This window comes from Novosphingobium aeonii, from assembly GCF_052279045.1.
Lineage (GTDB): Bacteria > Pseudomonadota > Alphaproteobacteria > Sphingomonadales > Sphingomonadaceae > Novosphingobium.
This window is the reverse complement of sequence record NZ_CP176832.1, coordinates 2,810,923-2,836,678: the sequence shown is the minus strand read 5'-3', so window position 1 is coordinate 2,836,678 and position 25,756 is coordinate 2,810,923. Positions and strand designations below refer to the sequence as shown.

Sequence of the window (25,756 nt, the reverse complement as noted above, 5' to 3'; positions counted from 1 at the left end):
GGGCGCGCGGGCCGATGGCGCAGGGCACTTCCTCCACCGAATCCGGCACGCCGCCTCCCGGCGCGCGGGCGCAGCTGCTGGAAACGGCCAGCGCGATCATGCGCGATGGCGACGTGATCGACATCTCGCTGTCCGAACTGTCGCTGCGCTCGGGGCTCAATTCCGCGCTGGTGAAGTATTACTTCGGCAACAAGGCCGGGCTGCTCAAGGCGCTGCTCGACCGTGACTGGCAGGCCATCGTCACCAGCGTCGACGCGCTGCTGGCGAAGGACGGCTGGTCGCCCGAGGCCAAGTTGCGGCGCCATCTCTGGAAGGTCGTCGATACCTTCTACGAAGTGCCTTATCTCAACCGCCTGACGATGCGGATGGTACGCGAAAGCGACGATGCCGAGGCGCGCCGCATCGCCGACTGCTATCTCTCGCCGATCTACCGCGCCTATGAACAGCTCATCGGCGACGGGGTGCGGGCGGGTGTCTTCCGTGAAATCGATCCGCAACTGTTCTACTTTACCGTGACCGGGGCGGTGGACCGGTTCTTCTCGGCGCGGCTGGTGCTGAAGCATTGCTTCGACCAGGACACATTGACCGAGGAACTGCGCGACCGCTACCGCGAGCACACGATCGACATCATCATGGCAGGTATCCTTGCGCGCTGAGAAAAGCAGCTTCTGGCACATCGGCATCATCGGCGGCTCCGGCCTGGCTGCCGGCATCGAACTGGAGGATGCGCAGGAGATCGCCGTCTCCAGCCCCTTCGGCCAGGCGTCCGGCCCGGTTAAGACCGGGCGGCTGGGCGAGGTGCGCTTCACGTTCATCACCCGCCACGGCGCCGGCCATGCGATACCGCCGTCGGCCGTGAACTACCGCGCGAATATCGACGTGCTCAAGCGTTGCGGCGTGACGGACGTTCTGGCGCTCTCGGCGATCGGTTCGCTGCGCGAGGAGATGGCGCCGGGCCATATCGTCATGGTGGACCAGTTCATCGACCGCACGGCGGGCCGTGCCGGCAGCTTTTTCGGCACCGGCCTTGTCGCGCATGTCAGCCTTGCAGATCCGACCTGTCCGCGGCTTTCGGCCATGGCCGGGGCGGCGGCGGAGCTGGCGGGCGCGCACGTGCATCCGGGCGGATGCTACCTTGCCATGGAAGGGCCGCAATTCTCGACCCGCGCGGAAAGCCGCATGTATCGCGGCTGGGGTGCGGACGTCATCGGCATGACCGCCATGCCCGAGGCGCGACTCGCCCGTGAGGCGGAACTGCCTTACGCCGTGCTGGGCATGGTTACCGACTACGATTCATGGCGCGAGGAAGAGGCCGGCGTCGAAGTGAGCCATGTCCTGGAGGTCATGCATGCCAATGCCCGCCTGGCGCGTCACGCGCTGAGGGCGCTGGCTGCCAGCCTGCCTGCGCGGCGGGAGCCGAGCCCGATCGACACCGCGCTCGAACATGCGCTCATAACCGCTCCGGAAGCCCGCGATCCGGCGCTCGTCGCCCGGCTGGACGCAGTGGCCTGCCGTTTGTTCGGCGAGCGGGACTGACGCCGCTCGGCACCGCCATCAGTGCGACGGCGGCGGGTGCGGGTCTCCGCCGGAGAATGCGTCCGCGATCGAGCAGGCCGCCGGGCCGAGGATGACCACGAAGAGCGTGGGCAGGATGAACAGGATCAGCGGAACGGTCATGATCGCGGGCAGGCGCGCGGCCTTCTCCTCGGCGCGCATCATGCGTTCGTTGCGGAATTCTGCCGAAAGCACGCGGAGCGCCGAGGCGAGCGGGGTGCCATAGCGCTCGGTCTGGATCATGGTGGTGACGACGCCGCGCATCGCGTCGAGATCGACGCGGTAAGCGAGGTTCTCGAACGCCTGCCGACGCTCGGTGAGGAACGAGAGCTCGATCGAGGCGAGCGAGAACTCCTCGCCCAGTTCGGGGTAGGCGCGGCCCAGTTCGCGGGCGACACGGTCGAAGGCGGCGTCGACGGTGAGGCCCGCCTCCGCGCAGATCACCAGCAGGTCGAGCGCGTCGGGCAGGCCCTTGCGGATCGCATCGGTCCGCTTGGTGATCATGTTCTTGATGAAGATGTCCGGGCCCTTGTAGCCGGCGATCAGCATCGCGGCGAAGCCCATGAACTTCTTGAAGCTGCTCCATTCGGGAAAATAGTCGATCGCGTAGATGACCAGCGCGGCGGTGCCGCCCATCACGATCGGTGCGACGAGACGGGCGAAGACGACCGCGACGGCCCATTCCTTGTTGCGGATGCCCGCTTGCGCCAGCTTCTGCTCGATGTCGCGAAGCTGGCTGTCCTGAAGCACCTTGAGCGAGCCGAGGAAGGCGCCCATGCGGTCGGTCGTATCGTTGCGGCGGACCACGCTCTGGCGCTTGCGCGGGGCGGTGGCGATCCCGGCCTTGAGCGCTTCGCGGCGCTGGTTCAGCGCTTTCACGCGCTTGGCCATGGGATCGCGCACGGTGACCGCGGCATAGATCGCCAGCAGCACCGAGGCGGCGGCAACGATGGCGAGCAGCGTGCCGACGAAGATCACGTCGAAGCCGAGGAGCGTCGGACCGGCGGGTTGGTTTGGCATCTTGCCTGCTATCCTTCGCTCAGATCTCGAAGCTGACCATCTTGGCCATGATGAAGGCGCCGATCCCCATCCACACCGCGCCGCCCATGCCGGCGACCATCAGGCGCTCGTCGATGAAGAACTTGCCGATGTAGCCGGGGTTGATCCACCAGATCATGCCGAAGACGATGAAGGGCAGGGCGCCGACGATATAGGCCGAAGCCTTCGATTCCGAGCTCATCGCGCGGATCTTGAGCTTCATCTGGGCGCGCTTGCGCAGTACGTCGGCAAGGTTCGCAAGGGTTTCGGCGAGGTTGCCGCCGGTTTCCCGCTGGATCGCCAGCGTGATGCAGAAGAAGTTGAATTCCGGGATTTCGAGCCGATCGGCGGTTTCCTGGAGGGCGTCCTCCATGGTCTTGCCGATCTTGATGCGCTCGGTCACGAGCTTGAATTCCTGGCCCACCGGGCCGGGAATTTCCTTGGCGACCACGCCCAGCGTCTCGGTGACGGGCAGGCCGGAGCGCAGGCCGCGCACGAGCAGTTCGATGGCGTCTGCGAACTTGACGATGAAGCCGTTGGTGCGCCGCGCGATCAGCTTGTTCAGCACGAAGTGCGGCACGCCGCCGCCGATGAACAGGCCCACCGCCAGCGCCAGCAGCGGGGCGCCGGACTTCAGAAAGACGAGCGCGGCGACGAACAGGCCCACTCCGGCCGAAACGGAGATGTACTGCTTCAGCGTCCAGCTCCTGCCGGAGCGGTGCAGGCGCAGGGCCAGCGCGTCGATCCGAGAGCCCGAGCCCGCCGTGCGGTGGACCTTGGGCTTGCGGGCCGCCACGGCCTTGCGCATCTGCGCTTCCATCCGGTCCGTCGCGCTCTGCGAATGGCGATAGCGGACGGCCTTCAGCCGGCGCGACGATTCCTTGGCCGGAGACGGGCCGGAGAATGCCGCCAGGATGAGCCCGATCATGCTCAGCAGGCCAACCGCCACCAGCAGAAGCTGCATCATGTTCATCTACGCCCGCCTTCCGTGAACCGCGCGCCTCAGCGGGCGGCGGTTTCCTTCCGGGCGGCCTTGCCCATGAAGGACTTGAGATCGAACTTGCCGAGCAGCGACGTCTTGCCGGCGGTGCTCTTGCCGGGCTGCGCCTTTCCGGCAGAGGCCAGTTCCGCCGCCTCGCCGCCTACCTCGATGATGAGGCGCGACAGGTCGCGCATCGCCGCACCCGCCCGGTTCGAGCGGTTGGCATCGGCAAAAGTCTGGCCGAGCTTGGCTGCCATCGAGGCGGCCTTGAGGTCATAGGGGATCGAAAGCTGGATCGGCGCCTCGATCGAGGCCTCGAAATCGGCGCGGGTGATTTCCGCAAGGCTCGGCTGGACCTTGTTGGCCACCAGGATCACGCGGGCCTGCGGCGCATTCGCCTTGAGCCAGGACAGGATGCGGATCGTGTCGCGCGCCGAGGCGAGGCTGAGTTCGACCACCAGCACCACCACGTTCACATTGGCGACGAGCTGGGGGAAGTTGATCAGCATGTTGCGCGGCATGTCGATCACGGTCATCTCGAAGGCCTGCCGGAACTCTTCCTCAAGCTGGAGGAAGGCGGCGCCGTCGGTCATCAGCGGGGTGCTGATCGGCGCTTCGGCCGAAAGCAGCGCGAGATTGTCGTTGGCCCGGATCATGGCGCGTTCGATGAACAGGCCGTCGATGCGGCTGGGGTTCTCGATCGCGTCGGTCAGGCCGCGGCCCGGTTCGAGATCGAGGCAGAGCGCGCCGGTGCCGAAATGGATGTCGAGGTCGAGCAGGGCGGTCGGCAGCTTGTTGTCGGCGCTGAACAGCCATGCGATCGAAGTGGCCAGCGTGGATGCGCCGACACCGCCGCGCGTGCCGATCACGGCGGTGGAAACATGGGTTCCGGCGGAACCGGCCTCCGACGGGCGCGGTGCGGAGAACACGGCCTGCGCATGGGCCAGCGCATCGCGCACCTGCCCGGGCGAGAGGGGCTTGAGCAGGTAGTCGTGAATGCCGCTGGCGAGCAGGTCGCGGTAGAGGCGCACGTCGTTGACCTGGCCGATGGCGATCACCACCGTGCCCGGCTCGCAGACTTCGGCCAGCGCGTTGATGTCGTTCAGCGGATCGCCGCTTTCCGACAGGTCCACCAGCAGGATGTTCGGGCTCGCCGTGATCGACAGGGACTGGACCGCGTTGCGCAGCCCCCCCTTGTTGCACTTCTCCGGCTGCCAGCCCATTTCGAGGGCAATCGGGCGCAGCACGTCGAGCGAGGCCTCGTCGCAGAGATAGGCGGCGAAGGGGTCGCGTCCGCTCGGGCCACCGGATTTCCAGGGTGCGTTCATGACTCAGTTGTCCTTGCTGGAAGTCGCCTTGACGGTGGCCCCGCCGGTTGGCGCCGCGTTACGATAGGCGTCGATCGCCTTGGATGCGCTCATCACCGTGGTCTGGCCGGTCGTCTGCGCGCCGTGGAGCAGGTCCTCCGGGTTGGCGATCATCGCGGCGAGATTGGAATTGGTGGCGCAGCCGTAATTGCTGGTGAGGCCGTTGTTCGGATTGAAGTCGCTCTTGGCAGACCAGTCAGGGCAGCCGGGCACCGACGCCCGGGTACGGGCCACCACGATGCGTGCGCTGCCGGCGGTGACATATCCCTCGGTAACGGGTGTGCCCTCGGCCAGGGTCAGGCCGTAACGTCCGGCCACGGCTTCCACCGCGCTGCGCACGGCTGGATTGCGCGAGGGATCGTCGATGAAGACGCGGTCGCCGTACTTGAGTCCCATCGCGTCGAACCAGCCGGCAAGACGGCTCTGCTCGCCCTGTGCCAGCCCGCTGTCGCCCGCTCCATTGCCGTTCGTGGCGAGGTCGAGCGTGTAGTTCACTTTCTCGACGACCGGCTGGTGCACGCTGTTCATCGAACGGTTGGTGGCCATGCCGCCGCAACCGGCTACGAGCAGGCCGAGCGAGAGGGCGATCGAGCCGGCGACGAGGCGCCCGGACCGCGCAATCTGGATGGACATCGGGTTCATCTTTCTCACTTCAGGCTGAAGCCGGGCTGGGGGGCGGTGCCAGTGGCGGCGGAGCGCTTCGACTTGCCCTGTGCAGGAGCGGACCCGTCGGCATCGCCGATTCCCGGCGCTGCTGCTGCGGCGGGCTGGCTGCCCTTGCCCTTGCTCACCCCATCGCTCTCCATGTTGCCGAGGAGGCGTTGCAGGTCGTTCGGCGCGTTGAAGCCGTCTGTCGGCAGCACGATCTGCGAGGCGTCCACCGGGTTGACGAGATAGGGCGTGACGATGATGACCAGTTCGGTCTCGCCGCGTTTGTAGCTGGTCGAGCGGAACAGCGAGCCGAGGATCGGCAGGTCGCCCGCGCCCGGCAGCTTCTGGATGGTGTTCTGCGAATTGTTGCTCAGCAGGCCCGCGATCATGAAGCTCTGGCCCGAGCCGAGTTCCACGGTCGTCTCGGTGCGGCGCACGGTGAGTGCCGGCACTTCGTACCCGTTGAAATTGACCGCGCCCTGGCTCGAAAGCTCGGAAACCTCTGGGCGCACGCGCATCGAGATACGGCCGTTGGCCAGCACCGTGGGCGAATAGCTGAGGCTGACACCGTACTTCTTGTATTCGATCGAGGTGGTGCCGAGGGCCTGGCTGATCGGGATCGGATATTCACCGCCCGCCAGGAACTCCGCCGTCTCGCCTGAAAGGGCGGTGAGGTTGGGCTGGGCGAGCGTGGTGACGAGGCCGATGGTCTCGCCCGCGTCGAGCGAACCGAGGATGTTGACCCCGAACAGCTTGCCCGCTGCGGCAAGAGTGGAACCGGTGGTGATCGGATTGACGCCGGAAGCGCCGTCGGGCGGAGTGGCTGTGCCGAGAGATCCGCCCGGGACATGCTGCTCGAACCATCCGCTGCGGCCCTGGCCGACGCCGAACTTGAACCCGCCCGTGCTGTCCACGGTGGTCAGGTTGGTCTGGAGCGACTTCACCAGCGAGCGGCTGACTTCGGCGATGCGGACCTGGAGGTTGACCTGAAGCGGGGTCGCCATGCGCAGGCGGCTGATGACGTTCGAATCCTTGCCCGCGTAGGCCTGGACGAGGCGCTCGGCCTCGGCCGCGTCTTCCGGGGTCTTGATCGTTCCCGTAAGCAGGAAGGTGTTTGAGCCCATCGTGGAAACGCCGATCTTTGCCTCGGGCATGGCGAGCCGCAGCATGGCGTCCACGCTGTCGAGGTTGGAGCCGACCCGGACGGTTGCCGACCAGATCACCGCGCCCGCCGAATTGCTGGCGTAGACGGTAGTGGTGCCTCCCGCCTTGCCGAAGACGTAGAGCTGGCGGGCGGATTTGACCTGCACGTCGGCCACAGCGTCATTGGCGACGAAGACGTCGGCCATGGCGCCCGGCACGTTGACGAGCTGGCCGTTGCCGATCGAGAGCGTGAGATCTTGTGCGGGCTGGACGACGGACTGGGCGCTGGCGGGCGTTGCCGCGATCGGCGAGGCCAGCGGCGCAATCGCGCAGGCGGCGACCAGCATGGACTTGAGAAGGCGCGTCTGCATCGTGTGATCCTTCGTCGGATGGATGCGGCCAATGGCGGTGAGGGCAGGCATCAGCGGCTGCTCACGGGGACTTCGACGGTTTCCTTGCCGCGCGTGACGCGGACGACGGGCCCCGTGCGGACCGGCGCCGCCGAGGACGGGCCCTGCGGCGCGCTGGCGACAGTGACCGTGCGCGCGGCCACTTCCGTGCTCGTCGCCGGGCGGCTGGAGCGCTGGAAGCGGGAAACGTCGCCGCCGGTCATGTAAGTGGAGATCCCTTCGAGCGGGCGCTCCATGGCCTGCTTCATGATCTTCTCTTCCTGCTCGCGGGTCGCGCCTTCGGGCACCTTGATGTCGCCGCTGGCGAGGATGCGCTCGAACTCGCCCTGGTTGTCGGCTATGGCGCGCAGCGAGAGGCTGAGCGTGCCGATCTCCTGCGCCACGGCGACTTTCTCGGCGATGCGCGGCGTGACTTCGAGCGTGACGGTGCTGAAGGCGTGAACCACGGTCTTGCCGTCCACCACTTCGTTGTCGGTGGCCTGGTCGGTGGCGAGCACGCGCAGGTTGCGCAGGATCGTTTCCGAGGCGCGCAGGGCGTCGCCGCCGTCGCTGCCGCGCACTTCCTGCGTCAGCACGAGGTCTACATGGTCGCCGGGAAAGACGAAGCCGCCCACGCCGGTCTTGGCGGATACGGGAATGGTCACGGCGCGCATGCCGGGGCCGAGCGCGGCGGCAAGGAAGCCGCGATCGCCCGGCGCCACCAGCGCGCCCTGCGTCACCGGCTGGCCGGCGGTGATCTGGAAGCGGACGACGGTGCCGAGCAGCTTCTGCATGTCGGATTCGCCGTCGATGAAATAGGCGTCCTTCACCAGTTCCTTCGGCCAGTCCTGATAGGACACGGCGTCCGCGGTGATGATCGTGCCCACCGGCAGGGCGCGCTGGGCGACGAGGACCTTGGGGCCGGTCGGCTGGGCCTGCTGGGCGGCCTCCGCCTGGGGCGCGGCTGCCCCGGCGAACATCGAGCGGGCTGCCATCGCGGTCACCACTGCAATCAGCAGCGCGGTGGCCAGCAGCACCAGCTTCTTCCTATCCATGCTTATGCGACCCCTTCAGAATACCCGAGTCCCGAAATCCTTGAGCAAGTCCCTGCATTTTCATCCGGATTGGTTAAAATCGGGTTCATCCAACAAGGCTGGTGGAAAGCGCCTGCTCTCCCATCACCCAGAGCGCGGCCGCCGAGATCGCGACTCCGTAGGGAATGGGGAGGCGGGACTTCTGGCGGCGCATGATGTGGCGGAAGCCCGACAGGAACAGCGCAGCCACCGCGAGCGCGGCAAGGGCGAGCATCCAGCCCTGCGGGACCGCCGCATGGATTGCGGAGAGTCGTTCCGGCGAAACCACCGGCCGATGCACGGCAAGGGCATAGACGATGGCCCCCGCCGCCCAGACCCAGCCGAGCGCGACGAGCCAGCCCAGCGCGTCCCGCAGCTTCTCGCCGGGAACGCGCTCCATGTTGAAGGCGGCCATGGCGATCGAGGCGCCGCCGCCGATCATCGCCATCAGCACGATGAGCTGCCCGAAACTGGCGGGCACGAACCACAGCGCCAGCGCGGCGAGCAGCTTGACGTCGCCGCCGCCCATCTGGCGCAGCGCGAACAGCACGCAGGCCAGCGCGAAAGTCACGGCGGCAAGGCCGATCTGCCATGCGATGTCGGCCCAGCCGAAACCGGCGGCCCACCACCACAGCGGGGCGGCAAGGGCAATGGCGAGATTGAGCCCGTTGCCGATCTCCCGCCGCCTGATATCGGTGAAGGCGGCGCGCAGCAGGGCGATTGCCAAGGCCAGCAGCAATGCATACGAAAAGGCTGTGCCCGGCATTCGTGAATTCCCCTTTGCCCGTGCCACGATCTAGCGGATACCGCTTACCAAACAGTAACCACTGTGCTGAGGCCGAATTCGCCACGTGACCATTGAAACCCTTGAGAACAAGCCCGTTTCCCCAGAGCCTGCAAGCGCCGCGCGCGCCCGCCGGGCGATCCCGGAAGATGCGGTGGAAAGCCGCTGGAACGGTCCGTCCGGGCCGGAACCGCTGCGCCGGATCGACTGGCCGGCGCCGTCCGCTCCCCGCGGCTCGCTGCTGTTCCTGCCCGGGCGGGGCGACACTTACGAGAAATGGCTCGAATCGCTTGATCAGTGGCACCGGGAAGGCTGGGCGGTCAGTTCGATCGACTGGCGCGGACAGTCGCTGAGCGGGCGGCTGGGTTTCGATGCCACGACCGGGCACGTCGCCGATTTCGGCCTCTGGATAGACGACCTTGCCGCTTTCTGGAGCGCCTGGGCGGCGGAGCAGCCGGGGCCTCATGTTCTCGTCGGCCATTCGATGGGCGGTCATCTCGCCATGCGGGCGGTGGCGCAGGGCAAGGTCGCCCCGGACGCGCTCGTGCTGTCCGCGCCGATGCTGGGCATCCATCCTGCATGGCTGCCCGCGAACCTGCTCCATGTCGCCGCGCGCGGGCTTGCGGCGCTGGGCGATCCGCGCCGTCCGGCATGGAAGCATAACGAGAAACCGGGGCTGTTGCCGCAGGCCCGCTCACGCCTGCTCACTCATGATGACGACCGCTATGCCGACGAGGCATGGTGGCGCCGCGAACGGCCGGGAATCGCGATGGGCCCGGCAAGCTGGGGCTGGATCGAACGCGCGCTCGCCTCGATACGCCTGCTGGAGGGCAGGGGCGTGCTTGAGGCGGTGGACGTGCCGGTGCTGCTGCTGGCGACACGGCATGACGGGCTGGTGTCCTGGCCCGCGATTCGCCGTGCCGCGCGGCGTTTGCCGAGGGCCGAACTCGTCGCCTTCGGGGGCGAATCGCGCCACGAAATCCTGCGCGAAAGCGATGTCGTGCGAGACCGGGCGCTCTCTGCCATACGGGACTTCCTGAACCGGACTGCGCCCGCTAGGGGCTGAAACCCTTATGGATGCGAGGTTCGATATCGTCATAGTGGGCGCCGGCATGGCCGGTGCCTCGCTGGCCGCCCGCGTGGGCGCGCAGGCACGGGTGCTGGTGATCGAGGCCGAGGAAAGCCCCGGTTATCACGCCACCGGACGCTCCGCCGCGTTCTGGACCGAAAGCTACGGCGGCCCGCAGGTCAAGCCGCTGACCACCGCCTCCGGCCCGGAACTGCGGCGCCTTGGCGTCCTCGCGCCCCGCGGCGCACTCACCATCGGGCGCGGCGGGCAGGAGCGCGAGATATCCGATTTCGCCGAGACATATGGCGCGGTCGGCATCGATGTCTCGGTGCTGGGGCGTGCGGAAATCGCGGCGCGCATACCCGATCTGCGGCCGGAATGGACTTGCGGCGTGCTGGAACCGAGCACGTGCGACATCGACGTTGCCCGCCTGCACCAGCACTATCTCGCCGCCGCACGCAGGGCCGGCGTGGACCTGTGGTGCCGTTCCGGCCTCGCCGCTGTCGAGCGCGTTTCCGGTGGCTGGGCGCTCTCACTGGCCGACGGCCGCCGCGTGGGCTGCGACCTGCTGGTCGACGCCGCCGGTGCCTGGGCCGATCCGGTGGCGGAGAAGGCGGGGGTGCGCCCGCTCGGTATCGCGGCCTATCGCCGCACGATAGCGCAAGTCGCAATCGAACCTGCCGCGCCAGACAGCCTGCCGCTCGTTCTCGACGTTTCAGGCACGTTCTACTTCAAGCCCGAGAGCGGCCGCCTCTGGCTGAGCCCTCACGACGAGACGCCCAGCACCCCGTGTGACGCCGCGCCCGAGGAACTCGACGTGGCGCTCGCCGTCGACAGGTTCGAGCAGGTCGTGGATCGCCGGGTTCGCCGTGTCGAGCATCGCTGGGCGGGCCTGCGCTCCTTCGCGCCGGATCGCTTGCCGGTCTATGGCTTCGATCCCGGTGACGATGCGTTCTTCTGGTTCGCCGGGCAGGGCGGCTTCGGGATACAGACCGCGCCCGCCGCTGCGCAGCTTGGCGCCGCCCTGCTGCTGGGCGCGGCCGGAGGCGAGATCGAGCCCGCTCCGTTCGCGCCCGGCCGGTTTCGGCGGCGATAGTCGGCCGGCCTGTTTTCCCTTTCCACTTCGCGGGGAAACTTGCACAAGTGCGCACAGGGTGTGTTCCTGCAAGGAGACCTGAGATGGCTCATCGCTTTGAAATCCGCCAGAACAAGGCGGGCGAATATGTTGCCTACTTCCTCTACAATTCCGAAACCATGTTCTGGACGGAAGGCTATTCGAGCAAGGCTTCCGCGAAGAACGCGATCGAATCGATCAAGAAGAACGGTCCCCCGGCCGACGTGGTCGATACGACCACGGGCTGATCCTCACTCGTTGTTTTCGGCCTCAGCGCCGCGCTCGGCGGGTTTCCTGCCGGGCGCGACGAAGTGCCATGCCAGCAGCACCGGCTCCAGCACGGCCATGCCGACGAAGATGCTCGCCAGCCGGTGGACGGCGGGCATGATCCGGGCATCGGCGTAGGAATCGGGCACGAGCACGACCAGCACGGCAAGCGTGAACTGCAGGCCCAGGTAAGTGACGTTCGGGAGGCCGTTCTCAATATGGCGGCCGATGACGATGCCAAGGCAGGTGCCCGCGATCAGGACGGGCGTGCTGCCCTGTGCCAGCAGCAGCACTGCAAGCGAAAGGCCGCCGCCCGCCAGGCAACCGAGCGTGCGCTGGAACAGGCGCCGCGTCACCGGCACGAAGCCGCTCGCGCCGATGCCGGTTACGGGAACGATCATCACCGCCATCACGGTCACGGCGGCCTGCGCCATCTGCGGCATCTGGAACAGGGCGTGGAGCACCGGCAGCACGGCGATGGCGATACCGGCCTGCGCTGCGTGGCGCGCGGCGTGGGGGTGCCATTTCATCCGGTCCGGCGCGGGTTTGCGGCCCGCCAGCCACTTCCTGCCCGAAAGCGTTGCGGCGGAAAGGCTGACGATCACGCAGGCCACGGTGCCCGCGATCACCTCGAGCATCCGGGTCTGCGCGAAGTGGATGGTGTCGAGGTCGGGATGTTCGAGCTTGTCCAGCAGGATCATCTCGAACGTCAGTCCGAACAGCAGCCATGCATAGGCGCGCCGGGCGGTAATCATGCCGTAGAGGCCCACCGCGCCCACCAGCGCCGCGCTCGCCATGGCGAGCGGCAGGGAGTGGGCGGCATAGGGCACGATCGCCAGGGCCAATAGCGATCCGATCGCGGTTCCCGCAATGCGCAGCACGCCGCGCAGCAGGGTTTCCGCAGTCTCGCTCTTGAGCAGGACGAAGGCCGTGAAGGCGGCCCACGCAACCATCTGCGCACCTATCAGGTGCGCGATGAGGATAGCCAGCATGACCGAGGCCACGCAGGCCCATTCGTCCGCCATGCGCGGACCCGGCGTCACCAGCGCGCGGGCTTCCCGCTTGAGCGCGTCCGCAAAGCCGCGAGGCGCTGTAAGCCGGTGGTCGAAGGCATGTGGCACGCGCCGGGATTAGCCGCGCTTCACGGCGCTGACAACCATTCGACGGGGAGCGCTATCTTCGTTCAGCAGGGAACTGGGACTGGCAGGCATATGCCGGATTGTCGACGGCCTTGCGAACCTCGAAGACAAGGTTGGTGAAGGCGACCGGATCGGTAACCGGATTTCCGCCTTGCGGCACCGAGACGGAACCCCCGCTACACGCCATCTGGAGCCGGAGCCGCTGTGCTTCGTCGCTTTGCTCCATGGTGATGATGGAGGCGAGGATGGAGGGAAGCTTCGAGGACTGCTTCAGACCGTTCATGGTGAATTCGGCATAGTGGTCATTGTTCTGATCGAACAGGACCAACTGCGCGGCTGTCGCCGTTGCCGCCTCCGGCGCCTTGCTCCTGGATGTGGCAGACCCCGTTCCCTCGGCGCTGATCGTGGCGAGATGCGATTTCGTGCGATAGTAGCCTTCGGCGACCAGCGATTGTGCGGCCGATGCTCCGCCGTCTCCCAGATTGAGCTTCACGTTGCCGTTGATCGCCTTCAATTCCGGCAGGCCCGACTTGTAGCTGATGCGGGCGTTGGGGCGTGGATTGAGACAGGCTGCGGCGAGCATGTCGTTCATCTCCTTCGCTGCCGCGAGGATCGCGGGCGAAGGGTCGATTTTGCCTTCCTTTACGGAGCGGTCGACCTTGCGAAAATTGATGACTTGCGGGCATATGGCGGGGGGCGTGACCGGTCTCTTGGCGAGGCTTCGGCGCCAGCGCTCGAACGCGGCCGACATGCGGCCCGAGGCCGTCTGATAGTAGGCCTGAGTGACAGTGGGTTGCATGTCCAGAGCGCAGAGCAGTGCGCTCTCGGGGTCGAGATCGTCGGTCTTGCAATTGGCCGGACTTCCATTGGCATCTTTCAGACTGTCAGGTGCGATGCCGATGATGGATGCGGAGAATTGCGTGATCCCGGCCTGGCCGGCGGCGTTGGCGGGCAAGCCGAACAGTACGCCGTTGCCGTCGATCCGTGCGTCGCGCTGCTTGGCGAAGAGCACGTAACCGAAACCGATCTGATACTCGAGCTGGACACTGTCGACCTTGCGGATCACTTCGGTGTAGTGGAGTTCTTCGCCGGTTCCCCAGAACGTCAATCCGCTGCCGACGCCGAGGAATCCGGCGCTGGCCGACCGTTCCCGGTTGCTTCTCGCATAGCGCTCGAAATGATCGAGGCATGTCTGGCCGGAATTCGCGCAATCGCGCCTGATCGCGGCGATTTCCAACTGCCAGCCGTTTTCGGGACCTGCTTCCTCCAGCGTGGTGGGCGAGGCATCACGGGCCACTGCCGGAGCGGTTGCAAACGTCAGGCCCAGCGCGAAAACGCCGCGCGGCAGCCAGCGTACAGATTTACGATTCATGATTCGATCCCCCCTCAGAGACTGGGAGGATCATATGGAGAATAGAGACAAGCGCCAGTCATAAGCGCTTTGTCGATGCTGCCTAAGGGGGTTATTCAGTATTATCCGGCCATGCGTGCTTGTGCGCTACGGGACTGTTCGCTTTTTTCGGACCTGCGCGAACATCGAGCTACTTGCCTGCGGCGACCGCCGCGTCACTGGCGAGCTTGTCCACGCGCTCGTTCTCGGCGTGGCCGGAATGGCCGCGGACCCATTCCCACTGGACCTTGTGGCGGGCGACCGCCTCGATCAGGTCATGCCAGAGGTCGGCATTGCGGACCGGCTGCTTGCTGGCGTTCACCCAGCCCTTCTTCTTCCAGCCGTGGACCCACTTCGTGATACCGTCGATCACGTATTTGCTGTCGGTCTGCAGCGTGACTTCGCACGGCTCGGTCAGGGCGTTCAGGCCCTTGATGACGGCGGTCATCTCCATCCGGTTGTTGGTGGTGTCGGGTTCGCCGCCGGACATTTCCTTCTCGTGCTGGCCCATGCGCAGCAGTACGCCCCAGCCGCCGGGGCCGGGATTGCCCTTGCAGGCGCCATCCGTGAAAATCTGTACTTGCTTCATGCGCCGAATATCCCGGAATTGGCCGGATCTGCATAGAACTGAAGTCGCCGTGCGAAGGCCATCGGGTCCTTCGGGGTGACGAGGGCGTCTTCCGGCGTGTTCAGCCAGTCGTAGGCGCGGGTGGCGAGGAAGCGCACCGCCGCGCCGCGGGCCAGCACCGGCAGGCTTTCGCGCTCTGCCGGGGTGAGCGGCCGGACGGCCTCGTAACCCTCGATCAGCGCAAGGGACAGGTCGGGGCGGAACTGCGTGCCGTCAGTGCTGAAGCACCAGGCCGCATGAGTAACGGCAACATCGTAGGCTAGCAGGTCGGTGCAGGCGAAGTAGAAGTCGATCAGGCCCGTCACCTTGTTGCCCAGCATCAGCACGTTGTCGGGGAACAGGTCGGCATGGATCACGCCGGCCGGAAGGTCCGCCGGCCATTCGCGCGCCAGCACGCCGAGTTCGCGTTCGACGAGGCGGCCGAGTTCGGGGTGGATCGATTCGAGCCCTTCGGCGCCGCAGTCTCCCAAAAGCTGCTGCCAGGCCGGCAGGTCGAGCGAGTTGGTGCGGGCCTGGCCGAAGTCCGCCGAGGCGAGGTGGATCTGCGCCAGCGCCGCGCCGACCGCGCGGGCCTGTTCCGCCGTCGGTTCCGACACCGAGACGCCGGGCAGGAACTCGATCAGGGCCAGCGCCTTGCGGCCTTCGCCTTCGCCGATGAAGCGGTGGCTCGCGCCGTCGCGGTCATGCATGGTGCGGGGGACCGGGCAATCGCGCGCGGCCAGATGGTCGAGCAGGTCGAGGAAGAAGGGCAGGTCGGAAATGTCCGTCCGGCTCTCGTATACGGTGAGGATGAAGCGGCGGGCGCTTTCGCCGTGCTGCGTCTCGATCAGCCAGTTGCTGTTGGACACGCCCTCGGCGATGCCCTTGGCGGAGATCAGCGAGCCGACGTCGAAGGTCTCGACGATCGCGGACATTTCTTCCGCGCCGAGTCGGGTATAGACAGCCATTGATGTGGATCCTTCAGCGGGCGAGCTGGCGCGGCAGCTTGAACGTGATGGTTTCCTCTGCGGTCACCCGTTCCTCGGATTCGACCGTGCGCAGTTCCTTGATGCGCGCGATCACTTCGTTCACCAGCGCTTCCGGCGCCGAGGCCCCGGCGGTGAGGCCCAGTGTGGCGATGCCCGTCAGCCATTCCGGAGCGATGTCGCTCGCGCGCTGGATCATCTGGCCGCGCGAACCAGCCCGCTCCGCCACTTCGACGAGGCGCAGCGAGTTCGAGCTCTTGGGCGAGCCGATCACCAGCACCATCTCGCAGTCCGGCGCGATCTGTTTCACCGCGGTCTGGCGGTTGGACGTGGCGTAGCAGATGTCTTCCTGCTTGGGTGCAACGACATCGGGGAAGCGCGACTCGATGGCGGCGATGATCGCTGCGGTATCGTCCACCGAAAGCGTGGTCTGTGACAGATACGCGAGTTCGACGCCTTCCGGCACCTTGACCGTGGCGACATCTTCCACCGTCTCGATCAGCGACATGGTGCCTTCGGGAACCTGCCCGAAGGTGCCGATGACCTCGGGGTGGCCGGCATGGCCGATGAAGAGGATATGGCGGCCGTCCGCGATCTGGCGTTCGGCCTGGCGGTGCACCTTGCTGACCAGCGGGCAGGTCGCATCCAGCCATTCGAGGCCGCGCGCGGTGGCTTTTGCCGGCACCGACTTGGGCACGCCGTGGGCCGAGAAGATCACCGGCACGCCGTCCGGCACCTGGTCCACGCTCTCGACGAAGACGGCGCCCTTGTCCTTGAGATTGTCCACCACGAACTTGTTGTGAACGATCTCGTGGCGCACGTAGACCGGCGCGCCGTAGATTTCGAGCGCACGCTCGACGATCTCGATGGCGCGATCGACCCCGGCGCAGAACCCGCGCGGGGCGGCGATCAGGAGGCGCAGGGGCTGCTCCGAACCGGACGGCACGGGCGCGGACGTAGGCGATGGAAAGGGCGCGTTCATGAATGGGCCTCTAGCGCTTTGCCGCTTGCGCCGCTAGGGCAAGCCGACGTCTTCGAGGAACCTCACGATGAATGCACGCCGCCTGACTGCCACTATCCTCTGCTCCGCCGTCGCGGTGACCGCGCTGAGCGGCTGCGCCAAGAAGGGCGAGATCGTGGTCGATTCGGGTGTGGGCATCACGGCGGTCCGCTCGACCTGCCCGGCGGTCGGCATTCCCGAATATACCGGCGATATCACGCTGTTCCGCGCTCCGAACGATCGCACCGCAGCCAATATCGACGTGGTTGCCGCGATGACCAACGTGCGCACCCAGTGCAACGACCAGAGCGGGGACAAGGTTTTCGCCAAGGTGGACTTCGACATTCTCGCCCGCCGCAACGACACGCAGGGCGCGCGTCAGGTGACGCTGCCCTATTTCGTCTCGGTGCTTCAGGGCGGCACTGCCGTCATTTCGAAGCGCGTCGGCCAGGTGACGGTGAACTTCGCTGACGGCCAGGACCGCGCGCAGGCGCACACCACCGCTTCGGCCTATATCGACCGTGCCGCAGCAACGCTGCCCGCCGATATCCGCGAGCGTATCACTCGCAAGCGCAAGGCCGGCGATACTGACGCGGCCGTCGATCCGCTGTCGGATCCCACCGTGAAGGCCGCCGTCGCGCGCTCCAGCTTCGAAGTTCTGGTGGGCTTCCAGCTTGACGAAAAGCAGCTCGCCTACAACGCCACGCGTTGATCCGGGGCTGATGACCGCCGGGGGCATTGTCTCCCGGCCGGCCATTCAAACTCCATGTAAACGTCCGTTTGCGGCGTTGTTAGGCCGGCTCAGTCCGGATCGAGCCCCATGGCCCGTGCGATCGCCCGCCGTGCGCCGTGCGCCATGGTTTTGCGGTTCGTCCGTTCTTCCCCGGTCAGCGGCGGCAGGAAATGCAGGGTGAGCGGGATCGGCCGCCAGCGGGCCAGGATGTGCAGCGCATTGTCGAGGCCGGGTTCGTCTCCCACCCAGGCGATCTCGCGCGCTTCCGGGCCATAGTCGAGCCAGACCGGCTGCACGGCGACGTGCCGGTCGTGGCCTTCTATCGCGGAGAGCAGCGAGGATTTGAAGGGCAGCAGTTCGACGCCGCCCGATGTCGTGCCTTCGGGGAACACAGCCAGCGCGCCGGTTTCGTGCATGGCGGCGCGAATCTGCTCGATCTGGATGGACACCGTTGCGCGCTGGTGGCGGGCGATGAACACGGTGTCGTTAAGTTCGCAGAGCCAGCGGAGCGGGCCGAACCCGGCGAGGCCGTCATGCGCGACGAATGCGGTGCCGGTGGCGCCTGCAAGCGCGGGAATATCTAGCCAGCTCACATGATTGGCGATGAAGAAGCTGCCGGGGACGGGCAGCGCGCCCAGTTTCCTGATGCGCAGCCCGCAAATTGTGCCGACCGTGCGCAGGAACAGGCGCGGCACCGGATTGTGTCGGGTGATCGGGGCAAGGGCGTAATAGGCGGGAATGCAGAGCGTGAGCAGCAGCAACAACGCAAAAAGGCGGACCGCGACCAGGGCCCAGCCCCGGGGTGCGATCCGCCTTTTTGAAAGCAGGTCCGGGGCCGGAGCCTCGGCCGTCACTTGCGGGTTTCGCCGTCCTCGCGCTCGATACGGACGCCGAAGAGTTCCATGCGGTGGTCGACGAGGCGGAAGCCGAGCTTTTCGGCGATCTGGCGCTGGAGCGATTCCAGTTCCGGGTCGACGAATTCGATGACCTGGCCGGTTTCCACGTCGATCATGTGATCGTGGTGTGCTTCGGGCGCGGCTTCGTAGCGGGCACGGCCGTCGCCGAAGTCGTGACGGTCAAGAATGCCGGCTTCCTCGAAAAGGCGCACGGTGCGGTAGACCGTGGCGATCGAGATGCCCGGGTCCAGCGCGGTTGCGCGTTCGTGGAGCTTCTCGACATCGGGGTGGTCGGTACTCTCGGAAAGAACCTTCGCGATGATGCGGCGCTGTTCGGTAATCCGAAGGCCGCGTTCAGCGCAGAGGGCTTCGATGTCGATTGGTTGATGCACGTTTGACCTGTATCAATGAAAAGGCACGGCCACCTAGATAGGCGGCCGTGCCCTTAATCACAACCTTCGAACGCCCGTTTGCCGGGCGTAAGTCGGCGCGGCCTGAAATCAGGCGGCAGCCTTGGGCTTGCGGCCGCGGCGCGCGTTGGGCTTGCGGCCCAGGCCGATCTTCTTGGCCAGTTCGCGACGCTTCTCGGCGTAGTTGGGGGCAACCATCGGATAGTCGGCGGGCAGGTTCCAGCGCGCGCGATATTCTTCCGGGGTCATGTTGTAATGGGTCATGAGGTGACGCTTGAGCATTTTCAGCTTCTTGCCGTCCTCAAGGCAGACGATGTAGTCGGGCTTCACCGAAGCGCGCACCGAAACGGCGGGCTCGGGCTTTTCTTCCTCGACGACGGGCGTACCGCCAAGTCCGGCGAGAGCGCCGTAGACATTGGTGATGAGCGTGGGCAGGTCTTCTACGTTGACGTTGTTGTTGCTGACATGAGCTGCAACGATGTCGGACGTGAGCGTGATCAACGTCTCGTTGGCATCAGCCTGAATGATTTCCATTTTACGACCTCTTTTTTGCGACCATTACTGGATCGGGCGAGCCTTTTAGGCCTGCCGTTTCGCCTTGGACCATTTCAATCTGGAATACAAGATCAATTACAAGTCGTTCCTAATTGTGACAATTGTAACGAAATCAATCCGATTAATACTGTTAGATTCCGTCAGTCTATGTCGCAAGCAAAGGTCAGTGCATCGATTCTCTCGCCGTTCGGTGTACGGTAGTAATCTTTCCGTTCGCCGATGGCATAGAATCCGAAGGTTGCGTAAAGAGACTCTGCCGAGTTTCCTCTTCTCATTTCAAGTAGAAGTCGTTTAGCGCCCCGTGCTCCTGCGGCAAGTCTAAGTGCGTCCAATATGGATCGCCCAAGTCCTTTCCGGCGGAACTGCGGATCTACTGCGAAAAGCAGTAACTCTTCTTCTTCGTAGCCCGTTCGCGACAGTGAAAATCCGGCCGCGATTTCCCCTTCCGTCAGGGGTTTTCCTTCGGGCGAAACGAGGAAATAGTGACAATTTCCCAGAGTGAGCGCGTCTTCGACCTGGCGCCTGTTCCATGCCTCGCCCCAGGCCGGGTCGAACGCCGTGGCCATCACGGCCATGATCTGGTCGAGATCGTCAAGCATCCGGGATTATCCTTGCGGTCCGGGAAGGCCGCCGGGCAGCTTGGCGTCGGGCGCGCGGCCATAGAGGGGGCGGGTGTCGGCGGTCAGGGCATGGGCGGGCAGGAGCGGGAAGGCGCGGGCATCCGGCCAGATGGCGAGGGCGGTTCCGTTTCCGCGCGCGGCGACAAGGGCCTGCGCCTGCGTGCCGGCGACCACCTCCTCGGCAACTGCGGCAGCCGCCGCGTCGGGACGCAGCGAGGTGAGGGGCCGGGTCACGCTGCCGTCTTTAGCGAAGCCTTCGATGAACCATTCGCCGTGGCCACCGGTCATCGCCGTTGCCACCGGAACGACCCCGGCCTGATCGCGCGCTATCGCCGAGACCATGGCGAGGGTCGAGTATCCGATCACCTCGGAGCCCCAGGCAAGCGCCAGCGCGCGGGCGGCGGCCAAGCCGACGCGCACGCCGGTGAAGCTGCCGGGGCCGAGCGCCACCACGATGCGGGCGGCGCGGCCGCGATCGGGAAGCTGTGCGATCATCGGCACGAGCGCTTCGGCATGGCCGCGCCCGAGCATCCGAAAGTCTCCCGCGAGAAGCGCGCCGTTCTCGAACAGCGCAACCGAACAGGCTTCGGTAGCGCTGTCGATCACCAGTGTGCGGCCGTGGAACGGCTCTGCGGTCGTCTCCGTCGTCACGCCTTCGTCATCCCTTTGGGTTCAGGCGGCGCGGACTTCGGTGACTTCGGGAACGTAGTGCTTGAGCAGGCTCTCGATCCCGTGCTTGAGCGTGGCGCTGGACGAAGGGCAGCCCGAGCAGGCGCCCTGCATGGCGAGATAGACCACGCCATCGCGGTAGCCGCGATAGACGATGTCGCCGCCGTCGTTGGCCACGGCCGGGCGCACGCGGGTCTCGATCAGTTCCTTGATCTGCTCGACGATGTCGGCATCGGCGGGATCGTCGCCATAGTCAGCCTCGTCCTCGGCGGGGACCGAGAAGCCGCTGGCGTTGCCGCCCGCGAACAGCGGGGCTTCCGACACGAAATGATCGAGCAGGATCGAGACGACCTGCGGCTTGAGATCAGACCATTCCGAGCCCGGCGCTGCCGTGACCGAAACGAAGCCCTGGCCGAAGAACACGCCGGTCACGTCGCCAAGGTCGAACAGGGCCTGCGCCAGCGGCGAGACTTCCGCGTCCTCGGGCGAGGTGAACTCGCGGGTGCCTGCCGCCATGACCTGCCGGCCGGGCAGGAACTTGAGCGTGGCGGGATTGGGCGTGGCTTCGGTTTCGATATACATGATGCACGCGATTTAGGTGTTGCTGGCAGAGGGTCAAGTCCACAAGCAGCAATTGACTTTGAATGAGGCGGGAACAACGCTGCGACTTGGCGCTTTCTAGGCCGCTACTTTGCACCCCTGCGGGGCCGGGGAACAGTCTCGCGCTATTCACTGGCCCTTAATCGAACCGGAACCTATACCCCTCCCGATGACGAAATCTTCGCGCGCCGCCCGCTCGCTCGCCTGCCTGCTCCTGCTGGCTCCCCTCCCGGTTCAGTCCGTTCTTGCGCAAGTGCCCGGCGCTGCCGCGCCCGCGCCGGAAACCCTGCCGGGCGACAGCGATCCGTGGCTCTATCGCGGCAGCGACATTCCCCGCGATCCCGAATGGCATTTCGGGGAGCTTTCCAACGGGCTGAAGTATGCGGTGCGCCGCAACGGGGTGCCGCCGGGGCAGGTCTCGATCCGTATCCGCGTCGATGCCGGCTCGCTTTACGAGACCGATTCGGAGCGCGGCTACGCGCACTTGCTGGAGCACATGCTGTTCCGCCAGTCGAAGTACATTCCCGAGGGGACGGCGATTGCCGCCTTCCAGCGCCTCGGCGCGACTTTCGGCAGTGATACCAATGCGGTGACCTCCACCACGCAGACCGTGTTCAAGCTCGATCTGCCCAATGCCACGCCCACTTCGCTGGACGAGACCTTCAAGCTGATGAGCGGCATGGTGACCGCGCCCACGCTTTCGGCCTCCAACCTCAAGTCCGACCTGCCGATCGTGCTGGCCGAGATGCGCGAGCGCGGCGGCGCCGCCAAGCGCGTTCAGGACGCCATGCAGAAGACGCTCTACGCCGGGCAGCCGCTTTCGGCGCGTGAGCCGATCGGCACTGTCGAAACGCTGACTTCGGCAACCCCGGATTCGGTGCGTGCCTTCTACTCGCGCTGGTATCGCCCGGACAACGTCGCCGTGATCGTTGCAGGCGATGCCGATCCGGCGACGCTGGAAGGCTACGTGAAGAAGTGGTTCGCCGACTGGAAGGCGACCGGCAAGCTGAGCGCCGCGCCCAGCTTCGGCGATCCGGCGGCGCCCGCAGGGGCCGATCCGAAGAACCCGGTGGGCGAGACCAAGGTCCTGATCGAGCCCGATCTGCCGCCTTCGCTGATGTATGCGATCCTGCGCCCCTGGCGGCAGGTGACGGACAACGTGGTCTACAACCAGGGCTTGATGGTCGATTCGATCGCGCAGGCCATCATCAACCGCCGCCTGGAATCCAAGGCCCGCGCGGGTGGCAGCTTCCTGTCGGCCTCGGTCAACCAGGACGACGTCTCGCGCTCGGCGGACGCCACGTTCGTCTCGGTCACGCCGCTGGGCGAGGACTGGCAGGCGGCGCTGCGCGACGTGCGCGGGGTGATCGCCGATGCGATGACCAAGCCGCCGACGCAGGCCGAGATCGACCGCGAGGTCGCCGAACTCGACGTTGCGTTCCAGGTCCCGGTCGAACAGCAGCGCATCCTGCCCGGTTCGAAGCTGGCGGACGACATGGTCAACGCGCTGGACATTCGCGAAACCGTGGCGGCGCCGAACGACGTGCTGCGCATCTTCCGCGAATCGAAGCCGCTGTTCACGCCGGCAGACGTGCTGAAGCATACGCAGCAGCTCTTCAGCGGCTCGGTGACGCGGGCGATCTTCACCACGCAGAAGCAGGGCGGCGCCACTGACGATGGGCTGCGCACCGCGCTGCTCCAGCCGATCCGGCCCGACGCCTCGATCCGCACCGCGGTCAACGAGAAGCCGGTGTCGTTCGAGAAGCTGCCCGCCATCGGCGCGCCCCACAAGGCGACCGCACAGGCGCCTACCGGCCTGCTCGACATCGAGCAGCTCACTTTCGCGAACGGAGTGAAGGCGCTGCTCTGGCCGGTTCAGGAAGAGCCGGGGCGTGTCACCGTGAAGGTCCGGTTCGGCGGCGGCAAGCGGTCGATCGCGCCGCAGGATGCCCCCTATATCGCGCTTGGCGAATTCGCGCTCGTCGGCTCTGGCCTTGCCACGCTGGGCCAGGAAGACCTCGACCGCATCTCGACCGGGCGCAAGCTGGGCTTCGATTTCGAGGTGCAGGACGCCAGCTTCCAGTTCCAGGCGGAAACCCGCCCGCAGGACCTGGCCGACCAGCTCTATCTCTTCGCTGCCAAGCTCGACCTGCCGCGCTGGGACCCGCAGCCGCTCGTTCGCGCCAAGGCTGCGGCGAAGATCCAGTATGCAACTTATTCCACTTCGCCGCAGGGCGTGCTGAACCGCGATCTGGAATTCTACCAGCGCGGCAAGGACGCCCGCTTCGCGACGCCCACGCCGGGCGAGATCGAGAAGACAACGGCGGCCGGCTTCAGGAAGGTCTGGAGCAAGGCACTGGCGAGCGGCCCGGTCGAAGTGCAGATCTATGGTGACTTCGACAAGGCCTCCACCATCACCGCGCTGGAGAAGACGTTCGGCGCGCTCAAGGCCCGTACGCCCGCGCCGTCGACGGCCAATCTCGCCGAAGTCTCGGTGCCCAAGCCTTCGGACGTGCCGGTGGTGCTGCATCACCACGGCGACCCGGACCAGGCGGCGGCGGTGATCTCGTGGCCTACCGGCGGCGGCGCCATGGGCATTCGCGAATCGCGCCAGCTCGAAATCCTGACGCAGCTCTTCACCAACCGCCTGCTCGATGCCGTGCGCGAGAAGCTGGGCGTGGCCTATGCGCCTTACGTCTATTCGCAGTGGCCGGTGGACATGGCGGCGGGCGGTTCGATCACGGCCATGGCGCAGCTCGATCCCAAGTCGGCGACGGTGTTCTTCCAGACCGCGGACGAGATCGCCCAGGACCTCATCAACAATCCGCCCACCGCGCAGGAACTGGCGCTGGTCACCGAACCGATGCGCCAGCAGGTGACGCGCGCGGCTTCGAGCACCTCGTTCTTCATGGGCCAGCTCGAAGGTGCGACTTACGATCCCTCGCGGATCGGCACGGTCCGCACGATCCTCTACGACTATACCGCCACCACGCCGCAGCAGATGCAGGCGCTTGCCGCCCGCTACCTCGGCAAGAACAACTCGTGGCGGCTTGAGGTCATGCCGGAAGGCAAGAGCTCGGGAACGGTCGCGGTAAAGTAGGAAAAGCAGGGCGGGATTGTTCGCAAGTTACGCGGGCAATCCTGCCGCCTGTAACATTGTTCCGTTACGCCGGGGCGCTGTGGCGCAATCGATCACCGTGATCGCCTAAACCGGCTTTGCAAAAATTACCGGGGGAGGCTATGGCGCGCCTCTTGTTTGCGGTTCTTGCCGGTTTGGCCCCATGCATTCGGCGCGGGGAGAGAAGGCAAAGGAACCGCCAGGAGTACGTGACGTGGCTAGCAATTGGACCCCGGAAAGCTGGAAGGCTAAGGAAGCCCGCCATCTTCCGGTATATGGCGATGCGGAGAAGCTGGGCGAGGTAGAGGCCACGCTTGCGAAGTTTCCGCCGCTGGTCTTTGCGGGCGAGGCGCGCGAACTCAAGAAGGACCTGGCCGAAGTGGCTGCCGGTCGCGGTTTCCTGCTTCAGGGCGGAGACTGTGCGGAAAGCTTCGCCGAGTTCAGCGCCGACAATATCCGCGACACGTTCCGCGTGCTTCTCCAGATGGCGGTGGTGCTGACTTTCGCCAGCAAGCAGCCGGTGGTGAAGCTGGGCCGCATGGCGGGCCAGTTCGCCAAGCCGCGTTCGGCGCCGACCGAGACGATCGGCGGACTGGAACTGCCCAGCTACTTCGGCGACATCATCAACGGCATCGAGTTCGAGCCGGAAACCCGCCGCAACGATCCCGAACGGATGCTCAAGGCCTATGGCCAGTCGTCCGCCACGCTCAACCTGCTGCGCGCTTTCGCGCATGGCGGCTATGCGAACCTGCGCCAGGTCCACCAGTGGACCATGGAGCACATCGGCCGCAGCCCCTGGGGCGAGCGTTTCTCGCAGATGGCCGACCGCATCAGCGAAGCGCTGGACTTCATGGCCGCCTGCGGCGTGGACCCGACCTCGGTTCCGCAGCTTCAGGGCACCGATTTCTACACCAGCCACGAGGCGCTGCTGCTTCCTTACGAGGAAGCGCTGACCCGGCGCGATTCGCTGACCGGCGACTGGTACGACTGCTCGGCCCACATGCTGTGGATCGGCGACCGTACCCGCTTCGAAGGATCGGCCCATGTCGAGTATCTGCGCGGCGTCGGCAATCCGATCGGCATGAAGTGCGGCCCCAGCCTCGAGCCCGACGCGCTGCTGCGCATGCTCGACACGCTGAACCCGGCGCGTGAACCCGGCCGCATGACCCTCATCAGCCGTTACGGCTATGACAAGGTAGAGGCCGGCCTGCCCAAGCTGGTGCGCGCGGTGAAGGCGGAAGGTCATCCGGTGGTGTGGTCGTGCGATCCGATGCACGGCAACGTCATCAAGGCCGACAGCGGCTTCAAGACCCGCCCGTTCGACCGCATCCTGGCCGAAGTGCGCGGCTTCTTCGCCGTTCACCGTGCCGAGGGCACCCATGCGGGCGGCATCCATATCGAGATGACCGGCCAGGACGTGACCGAATGCACCGGCGGCGCCATCGCCATCACCGACGAGGCGCTGAAGGACCGTTATCACACCCACTGCGACCCGCGCCTCAACGGTGCGCAGTCGATCGAACTCGCGTTCGAGCTGGCGGACCTGCTCAACCTCGAAGCGACCGAACGGCAGAAGCAGGCGGCGTAAGGCAGCCGCTCAGG

At 66.1% G+C, this 25,756-nt stretch carries 26 protein-coding genes; 8 read left to right on the top strand and 18 right to left on the bottom strand.

What is annotated here, in order from left to right; translation table 11 throughout:
• The first annotated feature begins 14 nt into the window (after positions 1–14).
• Positions 15–656 carry a TetR family transcriptional regulator gene (locus ACLIMP_RS13650; RefSeq protein ID WP_054440557.1) on the top strand — a complete coding sequence of 214 codons (642 nt, stop codon included), beginning with the start codon at positions 15–17 and terminating at the stop codon, positions 654–656.
• The gene (locus ACLIMP_RS13645) at positions 646–1,536 is read left to right on the top strand and encodes a phosphorylase family protein (RefSeq protein WP_443477907.1); all 891 of its coding nucleotides are present in this window, start codon (positions 646–648) and stop codon (positions 1,534–1,536) included. Before ACLIMP_RS13650 ends, ACLIMP_RS13645 begins: the two co-directional genes overlap by 11 nt.
• An 18-nt stretch (positions 1,537–1,554) precedes the next feature.
• Here the strand turns inward: ACLIMP_RS13645 and ACLIMP_RS13640 are convergent, their stop codons facing one another.
• From ACLIMP_RS13640 to ACLIMP_RS13610, 7 genes are all read right to left on the bottom strand, one after another.
• A complete protein-coding gene (locus tag ACLIMP_RS13640) occupies positions 1,555–2,574 on the bottom strand; it encodes a type II secretion system F family protein (protein WP_324696122.1) in 1,020 nt (339 codons plus the stop codon).
• Positions 2,575–2,593: 19 nt separating this feature from the next.
• Positions 2,594–3,565, bottom strand: a complete 972-nt coding sequence (locus ACLIMP_RS13635) for a type II secretion system F family protein (protein WP_324696120.1) — start codon at positions 3,563–3,565, stop codon at positions 2,594–2,596.
• 29 nt (positions 3,566–3,594) lie between these two features.
• Positions 3,595–4,902 carry a CpaE/TadZ family protein gene (locus ACLIMP_RS13630; protein WP_324696118.1) on the bottom strand — a complete coding sequence of 436 codons (1,308 nt, stop codon included), beginning with the start codon at positions 4,900–4,902 and terminating at the stop codon, positions 3,595–3,597.
• 3 nt (positions 4,903–4,905) lie between these two features.
• Entirely contained in the window at positions 4,906–5,574 is a 669-nt protein-coding gene (locus ACLIMP_RS13625; RefSeq protein WP_324696115.1) for a CpaD family pilus assembly protein, read from the bottom strand.
• A gap of 14 nt (positions 5,575–5,588) precedes the next feature.
• Complete coding sequence (locus ACLIMP_RS13620) at positions 5,589–7,157, bottom strand: type II and III secretion system protein family protein (protein ID WP_443477906.1); 1,569 nt, start codon at positions 7,155–7,157, stop codon at positions 5,589–5,591.
• Positions 7,157–8,179 carry a Flp pilus assembly protein CpaB gene (gene cpaB, locus ACLIMP_RS13615; protein ID WP_054440549.1) on the bottom strand — a complete coding sequence of 341 codons (1,023 nt, stop codon included), beginning with the start codon at positions 8,177–8,179 and terminating at the stop codon, positions 7,157–7,159. The genes ACLIMP_RS13620 and cpaB overlap by 1 nt, the downstream gene beginning before the upstream one ends.
• 85 nt (positions 8,180–8,264) lie before the next feature.
• Positions 8,265–8,963, bottom strand: coding sequence for an A24 family peptidase (locus ACLIMP_RS13610; protein WP_324696111.1), 699 nt, complete (start codon positions 8,961–8,963; stop codon positions 8,265–8,267).
• A 91-nt stretch (positions 8,964–9,054) separates the two neighbouring features.
• Between ACLIMP_RS13610 and ACLIMP_RS13605 the strand changes: the two genes are divergently transcribed.
• The 3 genes from ACLIMP_RS13605 to ACLIMP_RS13595 all read left to right on the top strand — a co-directional run bounded on the left by ACLIMP_RS13605 (position 9,055) and on the right by ACLIMP_RS13595 (position 11,412).
• Positions 9,055–10,047, top strand: a complete 993-nt coding sequence (locus ACLIMP_RS13605) for an alpha/beta hydrolase (protein ID WP_324699062.1) — start codon at positions 9,055–9,057, stop codon at positions 10,045–10,047.
• Positions 10,048–10,054: 7 nt separating this feature from the next.
• Positions 10,055–11,146 (top strand): NAD(P)/FAD-dependent oxidoreductase, encoded by a 1,092-nt coding sequence (locus tag ACLIMP_RS13600; RefSeq protein ID WP_324696108.1) that lies wholly within the window; start codon positions 10,055–10,057, stop codon positions 11,144–11,146.
• A gap of 83 nt (positions 11,147–11,229) precedes the next feature.
• Positions 11,230–11,412, top strand: coding sequence for a YegP family protein (locus ACLIMP_RS13595; protein ID WP_054440545.1), 183 nt, complete (start codon positions 11,230–11,232; stop codon positions 11,410–11,412).
• A gap of 3 nt (positions 11,413–11,415) precedes the next feature.
• Here ACLIMP_RS13595 and ACLIMP_RS13590 read toward each other — a convergent pair whose 3' ends face one another.
• From ACLIMP_RS13590 to ispH, 5 genes are all read right to left on the bottom strand, one after another.
• Positions 11,416–12,552 (bottom strand): FUSC family protein, encoded by a 1,137-nt coding sequence (locus tag ACLIMP_RS13590; RefSeq protein ID WP_231636123.1) that lies wholly within the window; start codon positions 12,550–12,552, stop codon positions 11,416–11,418.
• Positions 12,553–12,604: 52 nt separating this feature from the next.
• Complete coding sequence (locus tag ACLIMP_RS13585) at positions 12,605–13,942, bottom strand: hypothetical protein (protein WP_185996995.1); 1,338 nt, start codon at positions 13,940–13,942, stop codon at positions 12,605–12,607.
• A 169-nt stretch (positions 13,943–14,111) separates the two neighbouring features.
• Positions 14,112–14,549, bottom strand: coding sequence for a ribonuclease HI (gene rnhA, locus ACLIMP_RS13580; protein ID WP_054440540.1), 438 nt, complete (start codon positions 14,547–14,549; stop codon positions 14,112–14,114).
• Positions 14,546–15,535 carry a homoserine kinase gene (gene thrB / locus ACLIMP_RS13575; RefSeq protein ID WP_324696102.1) on the bottom strand — a complete coding sequence of 330 codons (990 nt, stop codon included), beginning with the start codon at positions 15,533–15,535 and terminating at the stop codon, positions 14,546–14,548. Before thrB ends, rnhA begins: the two co-directional genes overlap by 4 nt.
• Before the next feature lie 13 nt (positions 15,536–15,548).
• On the bottom strand, positions 15,549–16,535 hold the full coding sequence (ispH, locus tag ACLIMP_RS13570) for a 4-hydroxy-3-methylbut-2-enyl diphosphate reductase (protein ID WP_324696100.1): 987 nt from the start codon (positions 16,533–16,535) through the stop codon (positions 15,549–15,551).
• 67 nt (positions 16,536–16,602) lie between these two features.
• Here ispH and ACLIMP_RS13565 point away from each other — a divergent pair, with 67 nt between their 5' ends.
• On the top strand, positions 16,603–17,265 hold the full coding sequence (locus tag ACLIMP_RS13565) for a hypothetical protein (protein WP_185996998.1): 663 nt from the start codon (positions 16,603–16,605) through the stop codon (positions 17,263–17,265).
• Positions 17,266–17,354: 89 nt separating this feature from the next.
• Here the strand turns inward: ACLIMP_RS13565 and ACLIMP_RS13560 are convergent, their stop codons facing one another.
• The 6 genes from ACLIMP_RS13560 to ACLIMP_RS13535 all read right to left on the bottom strand — a co-directional run bounded on the left by ACLIMP_RS13560 (position 17,355) and on the right by ACLIMP_RS13535 (position 21,018).
• Positions 17,355–18,140, bottom strand: a complete 786-nt coding sequence (locus tag ACLIMP_RS13560; protein ID WP_443477905.1) for a lysophospholipid acyltransferase family protein — start codon at positions 18,138–18,140, stop codon at positions 17,355–17,357.
• Positions 18,137–18,574: a Fur family transcriptional regulator gene (locus ACLIMP_RS13555; protein WP_054440532.1), complete on the bottom strand. Its 438-nt coding sequence runs from the start codon at positions 18,572–18,574 to the stop codon at positions 18,137–18,139. Before ACLIMP_RS13555 ends, ACLIMP_RS13560 begins: the two co-directional genes overlap by 4 nt.
• Positions 18,575–18,682: 108 nt before the next feature.
• Entirely contained in the window at positions 18,683–19,126 is a 444-nt protein-coding gene (locus ACLIMP_RS13550; protein WP_054440529.1) for a Ros/MucR family transcriptional regulator, read from the bottom strand.
• 161 nt (positions 19,127–19,287) lie between these two features.
• Positions 19,288–19,746 (bottom strand): GNAT family N-acetyltransferase, encoded by a 459-nt coding sequence (locus tag ACLIMP_RS13545; protein WP_443477904.1) that lies wholly within the window; start codon positions 19,744–19,746, stop codon positions 19,288–19,290.
• A 6-nt stretch (positions 19,747–19,752) separates the two neighbouring features.
• Complete coding sequence (gene tsaB, locus ACLIMP_RS13540; RefSeq protein ID WP_324696094.1) at positions 19,753–20,418, bottom strand: tRNA (adenosine(37)-N6)-threonylcarbamoyltransferase complex dimerization subunit type 1 TsaB; 666 nt, start codon at positions 20,416–20,418, stop codon at positions 19,753–19,755.
• A gap of 21 nt (positions 20,419–20,439) precedes the next feature.
• Positions 20,440–21,018, bottom strand: a complete 579-nt coding sequence (locus ACLIMP_RS13535; protein WP_054440521.1) for a NifU family protein — start codon at positions 21,016–21,018, stop codon at positions 20,440–20,442.
• A 187-nt stretch (positions 21,019–21,205) separates the two neighbouring features.
• Between ACLIMP_RS13535 and ACLIMP_RS13530 the strand changes: the two genes are divergently transcribed.
• Both ACLIMP_RS13530 and ACLIMP_RS13525 read left to right on the top strand, forming a co-directional pair.
• A complete protein-coding gene (locus ACLIMP_RS13530) occupies positions 21,206–24,136 on the top strand; it encodes a M16 family metallopeptidase (protein ID WP_185997000.1) in 2,931 nt (976 codons plus the stop codon).
• 232 nt (positions 24,137–24,368) lie between these two features.
• Positions 24,369–25,742, top strand: coding sequence for a class II 3-deoxy-7-phosphoheptulonate synthase (locus ACLIMP_RS13525; protein WP_054440681.1), 1,374 nt, complete (start codon positions 24,369–24,371; stop codon positions 25,740–25,742).
• Positions 25,743–25,756: the final 14 nt, after the last annotated feature.

Bases quoted from the DNA above. Each gene is read 5' to 3' on its own strand.
- ACLIMP_RS13650 (WP_054440557.1), top strand. From the start codon at position 15: ATGGCGCAGGGCACTTCCTCCACCGAATCCGGCACGCCGCCTCCCGGC.
- ACLIMP_RS13640 (WP_324696122.1), bottom strand. From the start codon at position 2,574: ATGCCAAACCAACCCGCCGGTCCGACGCTCCTCGGCTTCGACGTGATC.
- ACLIMP_RS13635 (WP_324696120.1), bottom strand. From the start codon at position 3,565: ATGAACATGATGCAGCTTCTGCTGGTGGCGGTTGGCCTGCTGAGCATG.
- ACLIMP_RS13630 (WP_324696118.1), bottom strand. From the start codon at position 4,902: ATGAACGCACCCTGGAAATCCGGTGGCCCGAGCGGACGCGACCCCTTC.
- ACLIMP_RS13625 (WP_324696115.1), bottom strand. From the start codon at position 5,574: ATGTCCATCCAGATTGCGCGGTCCGGGCGCCTCGTCGCCGGCTCGATC.
- ACLIMP_RS13620 (WP_443477906.1), bottom strand. From the start codon at position 7,157: ATGCCTGCCCTCACCGCCATTGGCCGCATCCATCCGACGAAGGATCAC.
- cpaB (WP_054440549.1), bottom strand. From the start codon at position 8,179: ATGGATAGGAAGAAGCTGGTGCTGCTGGCCACCGCGCTGCTGATTGCA.
- ACLIMP_RS13610 (WP_324696111.1), bottom strand. From the start codon at position 8,963: ATGCCGGGCACAGCCTTTTCGTATGCATTGCTGCTGGCCTTGGCAATC.
- ACLIMP_RS13600 (WP_324696108.1), top strand. From the start codon at position 10,055: ATGGATGCGAGGTTCGATATCGTCATAGTGGGCGCCGGCATGGCCGGT.
- ACLIMP_RS13595 (WP_054440545.1), top strand. From the start codon at position 11,230: ATGGCTCATCGCTTTGAAATCCGCCAGAACAAGGCGGGCGAATATGTT.
- ACLIMP_RS13585 (WP_185996995.1), bottom strand. From the start codon at position 13,942: ATGAATCGTAAATCTGTACGCTGGCTGCCGCGCGGCGTTTTCGCGCTG.
- rnhA (WP_054440540.1), bottom strand. From the start codon at position 14,549: ATGAAGCAAGTACAGATTTTCACGGATGGCGCCTGCAAGGGCAATCCC.
- thrB (WP_324696102.1), bottom strand. From the start codon at position 15,535: ATGGCTGTCTATACCCGACTCGGCGCGGAAGAAATGTCCGCGATCGTC.
- ispH (WP_324696100.1), bottom strand. From the start codon at position 16,535: ATGAACGCGCCCTTTCCATCGCCTACGTCCGCGCCCGTGCCGTCCGGT.
- ACLIMP_RS13565 (WP_185996998.1), top strand. From the start codon at position 16,603: ATGAATGCACGCCGCCTGACTGCCACTATCCTCTGCTCCGCCGTCGCG.
- ACLIMP_RS13550 (WP_054440529.1), bottom strand. From the start codon at position 19,126: ATGGAAATCATTCAGGCTGATGCCAACGAGACGTTGATCACGCTCACG.
- ACLIMP_RS13545 (WP_443477904.1), bottom strand. From the start codon at position 19,746: ATGCTTGACGATCTCGACCAGATCATGGCCGTGATGGCCACGGCGTTC.
- ACLIMP_RS13535 (WP_054440521.1), bottom strand. From the start codon at position 21,018: ATGTATATCGAAACCGAAGCCACGCCCAATCCCGCCACGCTCAAGTTC.
- ACLIMP_RS13530 (WP_185997000.1), top strand. From the start codon at position 21,206: ATGACGAAATCTTCGCGCGCCGCCCGCTCGCTCGCCTGCCTGCTCCTG.